This is a genomic window from Chamaesiphon sp. OTE_8_metabat_110 (assembly GCF_031382685.1).
Classification (GTDB): domain Bacteria; phylum Cyanobacteriota; class Cyanobacteriia; order Cyanobacteriales; family Chamaesiphonaceae; genus Chamaesiphon.
Map to the genome: position 1 here is coordinate 1 of NZ_JANMZA010000151.1, position 2,685 is coordinate 2,685.

A 2,685-nucleotide genomic window follows, 5' to 3' on the forward strand; every position below is an offset into this window, starting at 1 on the left:
AATACTGTCGTCCATAAAATCTAAACTGGCGATCGGGATAGTAGAGGCTAGTAGCATCGCTGGCTCGATCCAGACTATCACTATTTACCCCTGCTCGATAACCGATTACCACCGACCAAAAATTCAGTATCGTCCATGATGATGTTGTGCTTGTCACCATCTTTATTACAAATTAGTTGGCAGTTACTTGCAAATATTTCTCGCGCGCTCGCTGTCGATAGCAGGCAGATATTCAGATTAGTTAGAGCGCAGATATAAAGACGATAGTTGGCATCCTGGCACTGTTATGCCAATCGAGCAAAATTCAGCTTGGCTCAAAGTTTAGCGATGGAGACGCATGTGGTGATAATCGAGCAAATAGTCGCGCAGATGTCCGAAAATTCCGTTTATTATGACGTCTTGACAGGTTTACCCTCCCGGTTACTCCTGAGTCAATCATTGAATCTAGCACTCGCCCAAATGCGCGATGGCGAAGTTTTAGCGGCGATCTTTTTAGGTTTAGATCGGTTTAAAATTATTAACCACGGCATCGGCTATCATGGTGGCGATCTTTTATTACAATCGGTCGCCAAACGGTTGAAATATACCCTCGGCACTCAAGCAATTATCGGCAGATGGAGTGGTGACGAATTTGCAATTTTTATTGCTGGGTTGAGCGACGTCACTGCCGTCACCACAATTGCCGAGCGCGTCCTTTATTGTTTCGAGCTACCGTTTAAATTCGATCGGAGTTTTAGCACGCTTGAATCTAACTCTCTCTATGTTAAAGCTAGTATGGGGATTGCGATCGCCACTAGTCACCTCCAAGATAGCGACACCTTACTCAAACATGCCGATGCGGCTCTGAGTCTTGCCAAAAAGAGCGGTCGCAATAATTATGAAATCTATACCGAACCAGCCCCTTTAGCCTCCTTAGACACCGCTCCAGTCAAGAACCGATGGCAATTAGAATATCTCCTCGATGATGTCTGTGCGGCTTTAGCACATCCAGCAGTTGCCAATCCCGCGCCCCAGCAGTTTGACGATCGGCAATTACTGCTACATTATCAACCGCAATTAGATATCCACACTGGCAAAATTATTAGCATCGAAGCATTATTACGCTGCCGAGATGTATCGGCTAAACTATTAATTAATCCTGCTGACTTTATCCCACTTGCGGAAGAAAATGGCTCGATCTTACTCATGGGTGAATGGGTAATTAGAACCGCTTGTCAGCAGAAAAAAGTCTGGGAAGAAATGGGCTGGGAAGGTTTTTCGATCGCGGTTAATTTTTCAGTAAAACAACTTCAAAACCGCAAATTAATCGCGACTATTACTAATATTTTAGCAGAGACGGGACTCTCGCCAGCCGCATTAGAAGTCGAAATCACTGAAAGTATCGCGATTAAAGATTTGGAGCTGGCGATCGGAATTTTGAAATCGCTGCGAGAAATAGGTGTGAAGATCTCCTTGGACGATTTTGGCACGGGTTACTCTTCGTTAGCTATACTCAAGTATTTACCGCTAGATCGACTCAAAATCGATCGCTCATTTATTCGAGAACTACGGGCAAATACTGTCGATGCCGGGATTGTCAAAACTATTGTCGATTTAGGACATCAGTTGAATCTAAATGTAGTGGCTGAAGGGGTAGAAACCGTCGAACAATTAGAGTTCTTGCGATCGATCGATTGCGATACAGTTCAAGGTTTCCTCTTCAGTCGTCCCCTGCCAGCAGTGGATCTACAAACAGCAATCGCTACAGGAAGTTATTGGCAGCATTAATTTCAGCCCGAGCGTTACTTCTAATTACAGTATTTACCAGCATCCTATCTATCTCAATCGCCAAATTATTGCTATCATTCAAATATCGATTAGTCGATCTCCTCCTCATACATTCACGATCTACTACTATCTTAGCTGGCTAATTTGACACTAAGAAAAAAGCAACTATTAATTAATTTCTGCAAACTATGACGTCAATTCAAGTGTATGGCATTCCGACCTGCGGGACTTGCAAAAAAGCCCTGCAATGGTTAGATGCACAGGAAATTAGTTATGAATTCATCAATACCAAAGAACGACCTCCCAGTCACGAACAAATTACTAGCTGGGTACAAAGTTTGGGCGAAAGATCGATGCGAAACACTTCAGGACAATCTTATCGATTGCTCGATGAAACTAAAGATGCCTGGAATGAAACCGAGTGGATAAAAGCTTTTAGTGAAGATGTCATGTTACTCAAACGACCGATTTTTGTTAAAGATGGCATCGCGATCGCTGTCGGTTTTCGAGATGTCGCCAAAATTCAAGAAAAACTTAATTAGTTAAATTAAAAAAGGTAGGGGCAATTTATCGGCTCCTACCTTTTGTACTAAAAATGTGTCATTCTCTAAAGCCTGCTTGGTGCGCTAAACCGTCGGGGAACCCGACGAGCGCGCATCCGCTAAAACCTCAAGCCTAATTTCACTTCTTTGGTGGCCCTGCGGTGATGACAACTAATCGATCGAGTTGAATTAGTTCCTTAGCAACTTGGTTGACTTGTGCCAATGTGACAGCTTTAATCTTATTCGGAAATTCGCTAATTTCATTGGGGTTTAAATCGAAGACGGCATTACCGAGAGTTGCGCCAGCGATTTCGTCGGGGGAGGCGAGATCGACAGTATAGTTGCTGGAGATACTGCGTTTGGAGTTATCAACTTC

At 43.5% G+C, this 2,685-nt stretch carries 3 protein-coding genes; 2 read left to right on the forward strand and 1 reads right to left on the reverse strand.

The window, feature by feature from the left end; genetic code table 11:
- Nucleotides 1-309: 309 nt before the first annotated feature.
- Both RMO52_RS05585 and RMO52_RS05590 read left to right on the forward strand, forming a co-directional pair.
- On the forward strand, nt 310-1,767 hold the full coding sequence (locus tag RMO52_RS05585) for an EAL domain-containing protein (RefSeq protein ID WP_310411693.1): 1,458 nt from the start codon (nt 310-312) through the stop codon (nt 1,765-1,767).
- Nucleotides 1,768-1,955: 188 nt separating this feature from the next.
- On the forward strand, nt 1,956-2,309 hold the full coding sequence (locus RMO52_RS05590) for a Spx/MgsR family RNA polymerase-binding regulatory protein (protein WP_309742387.1): 354 nt from the start codon (nt 1,956-1,958) through the stop codon (nt 2,307-2,309).
- Between the two features lie 139 nt (nt 2,310-2,448).
- Here RMO52_RS05590 and RMO52_RS05595 read toward each other — a convergent pair.
- A partial coding sequence (locus tag RMO52_RS05595; RefSeq protein ID WP_310411695.1) for a hypothetical protein occupies nt 2,449-2,685 on the reverse strand: 237 nt, incomplete at its 5' end.

Coding starts and splice junctions, on each gene's coding strand:
- RMO52_RS05590 (WP_309742387.1), top strand. CDS start 1,956: ATGACGTCAATTCAAGTGTATGGCATTCCGACCTGCGGGACTTGCAAA.